A 5808-nucleotide genomic window follows, 5' to 3' on the forward strand; every position below is an offset into this window, starting at 1 on the left:
GTGGAAGTCCTGGACGGCGCGTCGCCCCGGTCGGCGCCGCCGGTACCGTCCCGCCCGTCGACGAGGACGAGCCCGAGCCGGTCGGGACGCTCGGCCGCCGCGAGCGACGCGGCGATCGAGCGCAGCAGCTCCGTGCGGCCACTGCCCGCCGGGCCCTCGATCAGCAGATGGGGGCCCTCGGCGGCCAGGTCCACGACGACCGGTCCGCGCGGTCCGGCGCCGAGCACGGCCCAGGCGCGCCCGCCGAGCGCCTCCGTGTCGTCCCCGGCGGCGGCCCAGCGGGCCATCAGGGAAGCGGGCGTGGCCCGCGCGAGCCCCAACTCGTCCAGGAGACGGGTGATTTGGGGCAGTGGTGCGGAGACTCTGGGGTGCGGCTCGCTGGGGCCGCTGTCGGTGCGCAAGGGGGCGATGGCCCGCGCGAAGCGCTCGGCCCAGGCCGCCGACACCGCGTCGATCGCGGCGACCGTGCCGTGCCCGACGACCTGGCCGTGCGACGTCCGCATCAGCCGCAGCGCCGTCGCCACATCCCCGCTGAGCAGCGCGACGGCGCCGCACGACTTGAACGCGGGCGACACGGCGCACGCCATTTCATAGGTCTGCGTGACCGGCGACGCGGGCGAGGACGCGGGGGCCTCGGCGAGACAGATGACATGGATCCCGGCCTGGCCGCCTTCCGTCGCGAGCCGCACGGTGGCCTCGCGCAGCCCGGCCGATCCCGGGTCCCCGTCGACGACGAGGACGGTCAGCGGGCCGGTCCAGCGGTGCCCGGCGCCGGGGCCCCGGGGCGGCCAGGTCTCCTCGGCGGCGGGGTGCCCGGCGGGGTGGTCCGTCGTACGAGCGTCCCGGTCGGCGGAGGGCCTGAAATCGGCGTGGCCGTCCGCCGGGGCGTCGCCCGGCCGGCCTCCCGCGCCCGCGTGCCCGTACGGCCCGGGCATCCGGCCACCGCGCTCGCCGGCGTCTGCGGCTTCACCCGAACGGGACCTCGGCACCATGGCGCCGAAGCCGGCCGGCTGCTGCCCCGCGCGGGCGGCCGCCGGCCCGGCGTCCGGGCGGCGTGACTCGTCGGCGATGTGGTCGTCGAGGCGGCGCAGGAGCTCGCCCGTGCGGGCCACGGCCTGCTCGCGGTCGTACGCGAGCAGGAGCCGGCAGTCCTGGCCGTGCGCGGGACGCAGATGGGGGAGCCAGCCGAGCCAGGACCACTCGGCAGCCCGGTCCTGGACGCTGCGCGACCGGTCCGTGCTGACCAGGACGATCTCCAGGGCGTCCGGCGAGTGCAGCGCCGCGAGCTGCGCGACGACGGAACGGGCCACGCCCGACAGTCGCGCCCGCGGCCCGGCGAGACCGAGCGCGCCCGCCTCCCGCAGCCCCACCGTCACCGGGACGCCGGGCAGCAGCCCCGTGCGGTCCGGGGCCGTCCGGTCGTCCGTGCCGAGCCGCACCGCGAGCGCCTCGGGGTGCTCGGGGCCGCGCTCCCAGAGCCGTGGCCCCGGGCCGAGCGCGGTGAGCAGCAGCGCGGCCGCGTCGGGCCAGGACTCGGAGGATCCCCTGGAGGAGGGGGAGGCGGGGGCGAGGGTCTCGGGGACGTGCGGCGGCTCGCCGTGGTGGGCGCCGGTGTCGTACGGGGACCCGTCCTCGCCCGTACGCCCGCCGGCCAGGCGCCGCGCCCAGGCGCCGAGCCCGCCGCGCCTGCGCTGCTCGCGCGGCACGGGTGTCCCGCGCGCGGGGGTGAGGGTCGGCGTGCTCTCGGCGGCGGGCGGCCCGGCCTGCTCGGGCACGAAGGGGCCGGATCCGGCGGCAAGTGCGGCGGGCCCGTACGCGTGCCGGGTCTCGCCCGCGAGACCCGGCTGCGAGGAGAGGGCTCCGGAGTCGCCCGGGTCCGGGGCCGTCACGCGCACGTGGCCCTCGCCGTCGGGCGCCGTCCGCAGCATGGGCCCCGAGGAACCCGACGAGGAACCCGCGGCGCCCTCGGGGGCCAGCCGCAGCGTGGACTCGCCGAGCCGCAGGAGCGCGCCGGGGGCGAGCCGGGCGGGGCGGTCCCCGACAGGGCTGCCGTCGACCGTCGTCCCGTTCGTCGAGCCCAGGTCCGTGACCGTCACCCGGCCGTCCGTGCCGAGCGTCACAGCGCAGTGCATCCGGGACACATCGGGGTCGTCGAGCGCGACATCGGCGTCCGCGGAGCGGCCCACGCGGATCTCGCCGCCGTGCAGCAGATGCACACCGCCCGCGTCGGGCCCCGCCACCACATGGAGCTGCGCCGCCGCGCCCTCGATCTCGGGTCCCGGCTCGGCGGGAACACCCAGGGACAGCACGGCCCCGTCGGTCAGCGGCGGCTCGCCCAGCGTGCAGCGCTGCCCGTCGAGCCGCTCGGGTCCCGCGTAGAGAATCGCCGTGCCCTCGCCGCCCGCGACGGCCGTCACCAGGGCGGAGGCCACCGCGGCGAGCGCGGTGCCCGCCGGGGCGGTCACCAGCACGTCGCACGACGCCGCGCGGTCTTGCGGATCGGGGCGCGTCCCCAGGGGGTCTACGACGGTCAGCCGGATCTGCATCGCGTCAGCGGTCCCTTCTGCGCGGGCGCCCGGGAAGGGGCTGCACCGCGGTCACCCCACCGCAGATCCCCCACCGCACAACGGGCACGTAGGCCAGTACGAGAGGCATCCTCGCACTTGCCACCGACAACACGCCCGTCGGCCACCCGTAAGTGATCTTGATTGGTCGGCTCTGCCCGCAAAAGTGCCTGCATGATGCCGCTTGGGACCGCTCACCCCCTTGCCGGCGGCAACCAACGGCCCACCCCGGGCGTCTTTCCGTCGAACGCGGCTGTGGCGGGCGGGGAGTCGCGGAAGATCAACAGACAAAGGGTTGTTCGACGGCACTACAGTGGGTCGGAACACCCAAGAACGAGCAAGACCAAGCAGTACGCCAGTACGCAGCAAGCAGGGAGCGCATGACGTGCGGCCGGTAGGCAGTAAATACCTGCTCGAGGAGCCGCTCGGACGCGGCGCCACGGGCACCGTCTGGCGGGCCCGCCAGCGGGAGACCGCGGGGGCCGAGGCGGCCGTTGCCGGGCAGCCCGGCGAGACCGTGGCGATCAAGGTCCTCAAGGAGGAGCTCGCCAACGACGCGGATGTCGTGATGCGCTTCCTGCGCGAGCGCTCCGTGCTGCTCCGCCTGACGCACCCCAACATCGTGCGCACCCGCGACCTGGTCGTCGAGGGTGAGCTCCTCGCCCTCGTCATGGACTTGGTCGACGGCCCCGACCTGCACCGCTACCTCCGCGAGAACGGCCCCTTCTCCCCGGTGGCCGCGTCCTTGCTGACCGCCCAGGTCGCGGACGCGCTCGCGGCGAGCCACGCGGACGGCGTCGTGCACCGCGACCTGAAGCCGGCGAACGTCCTGCTGAAGCAGGACGGCGGTGAGATGCATCCCATGCTCACCGACTTCGGGATCGCCCGCCTCGCCGACTCCCCGGGCCTGACCCGCACCCACGAGTTCGTCGGCACGCCCGCGTACGTCGCGCCGGAGTCCGCCGAGGGCCGCCCGCAGACCAGCGCGGTGGACATCTACGGCGCCGGAATCCTGCTGTACGAGCTGGTCACCGGCCGGCCCCCGTTCTCCGGCGGCTCCGCGCTCGAGGTCCTGCACCAGCACCTGAGCGCCGAACCGCGCCGCCCGTCCACCGTGCCCGACCCGCTGTGGACGGTCATAGAGCGCTGCCTGCGCAAGAACCCCGAGGAGCGTCCCAGCGCCGAGAACCTCGCCCGCGGCCTGCGCGCCGTCGCCGAGGGCATCGGCGTGCACGCGAACTCCGCGCAGATCGCGGCGGCCGAGGGCGTAGGCGCCCTCCTGATGCCGGACCCGGCGCCCGCGCAGGTGCCGGGCGTGCCCGGCGCGGCCGACCCGACGCAGGTCCTGCCCAGCAACGCCGGCTCGTACGACCCGAACGCGGCGACGAGCGTCATGCAGTCCACCGGCACCGGCGACGCCGACCCCACCTCGGTCCTGCCGAACCGGGGCGCCGCCGACCCGACGGCCGTCATGCCGCCGGTCCCGCCGCACCAGCCGGGCGCGAACCCGGACGACCCGCACCCCTGGCAGAACCAGATGCGGGCGGCCCGCGACCGCAACGAGCAGACGCAGGTCCAGTACCTGAACCCGAACGAAGACCCGCTGCGCCGCCGGCCGCAGCGCCAGCAGGGGCGCCCGCAGCAGCCGCCCCAGCAGCCTCAGCAGCAGTACGCGCCCCAGCAGCCCCGCCGGCAGCAGCCGCACCCCCAGCAACAGCAGTACGCGCCGCAGCCCCAGCAGCAGCAGTACGCGCCGCCGCAGCAGCCCCGCCAGCCGCAGCCGCAGGCGCCGCAGCGTGAGCCGCGGCAGCCGAGGCAGCGCAGTGCGAACCGGACGAAGATCCCGGGGCTCGGCTGCCTCAAGGGCTGCCTCGTCATGATCGTCATGCTGTTCGTGGTGAGCTGGCTCGTCTGGGAGTTCACCCCGCTCCAGGACTGGATCGGCACGGGCAAGGGCTACTGGGCCCAGCTGTCGGACTGGTACGACACGGTCACCGGCTGGATCGGCGACCTTGGCGGCGGGGGTTCGGGCAGCGGCGGGTCCGGCGCCTAGCGGGTTCCGGCAACTGAAAAACGCCCCACGGCCCCGCTTCAGCCGTGAGGTTGGAGATTTGTCGACTTCCGGGGGTGATTTCCCCCATGGATGTGATGGTTGGCGTCCGAGCCGCGTAGCTTGGGCGCCAACACGCGTCTGTAGGAGCAGTCTTGGCACGGAAGATCGGCAGCCGGTACACCGCGAACCAGATCCTGGGACGCGGCAGCGCCGGCACGGTGTGGCTGGGCGAGGGACCCGAGGGGCCCGTCGCCATCAAGCTGTTGCGTGAGGACCTGGCCTCCGACCAGGAGCTCGTGGGCCGCTTCGTCCAGGAGCGCACGGCCCTGCTCAGCCTCGACCACCCGCGCGTGGTCGGCGTCCGCGACCTGGTGGTCGACGGGAACGACCTCGCCCTGGTCATGGACCTCGTACGCGGCACCGACCTGCGCACCCGCCTCGACCGCGAGCGGCGCCTGGCCCCCGAGGCCGCGGTCGCCATCGTCGCCGACATCGCGGACGGCCTCGCCGCCGCGCACGCCGCCGGGATCGTGCACCGCGACGTGAAGCCGGAGAACGTCCTCCTGGACATGCAGGGCCCCCTCGGCCCCGGCGGCTCCCACCCGGCGCTCCTGACCGACTTCGGCGTCGCCAAGCTCATCGACTCCCCGCGCCGCACCCGCGCCACGAAGATCATCGGCACCCCGGACTACCTCGCCCCCGAACTCATCGAGGGTCTCCCGCCGCGCGCCGCCGTCGACATCTACGCCCTGGCGACGGTCCTGTACGAACTGCTCGCCGGCTTCACACCCTTCGGCGGCGGCCACCCCGGCGCGATCCTGCGCCGGCACGTCACGGAGACGGTCGTCCCGCTGCCCGGCATCCCCGACGAGCTGTGGCAGCTCCTCGTCCAGTGCCTGGCCAAGGCGCCCGCGTCCCGTCTGCGCGCCTCGGAGCTGGGAGCCCGCCTGCGCGAGCAGCTGCCCCAGCTCGCCGGGATGGCGCCCCTCGACGTGGACGAGCCGGACACCGAGCCCGACCCGGAGCCGGAGGCCGCCCCGGCCGCGCCCGAGGCGCCCGCCGCCCGCCGCGGCGCCGTCCCCCTGGTCCCCGGCGCGACCCCGGCCGACTCGAACAGGGACACACACACGTCGATGCGCGTCCCGGCCCCCGACGAGCTGGCGGGCGGCGCCCGCGGCACCGCCCGCGCCC

The 5808-nt window shown here is 75.6% G+C and carries 2 protein-coding genes and 1 pseudogene; 2 read left to right on the forward strand and 1 reads right to left on the reverse strand.

Annotation, left to right across the window (positions count from 1 at the left end; genetic code table 11):
• Window positions 1-2546, reverse strand: a 2546-nt coding sequence (locus CG723_RS47535; RefSeq protein WP_234374320.1) for an FHA domain-containing protein, incomplete at its 3' end; no start/stop codon positions are given.
• A gap of 403 nt (window positions 2547-2949) precedes the next feature.
• Between CG723_RS47535 and CG723_RS14990 the strand changes: the two genes are divergently transcribed.
• Entirely contained in the window at window positions 2950-4617 is a 1668-nt protein-coding gene (locus CG723_RS14990; protein WP_100593903.1) for a serine/threonine-protein kinase, read from the forward strand.
• A gap of 152 nt (window positions 4618-4769) precedes the next feature.
• Window positions 4770-5808, forward strand: a pseudogene (locus tag CG723_RS14995) (serine/threonine-protein kinase); the annotation flags it as partial.

It is taken from the genome of Streptomyces sp. CB01635, assembly GCF_002803065.1.
Classification (GTDB): domain Bacteria; phylum Actinomycetota; class Actinomycetes; order Streptomycetales; family Streptomycetaceae; genus Streptomyces.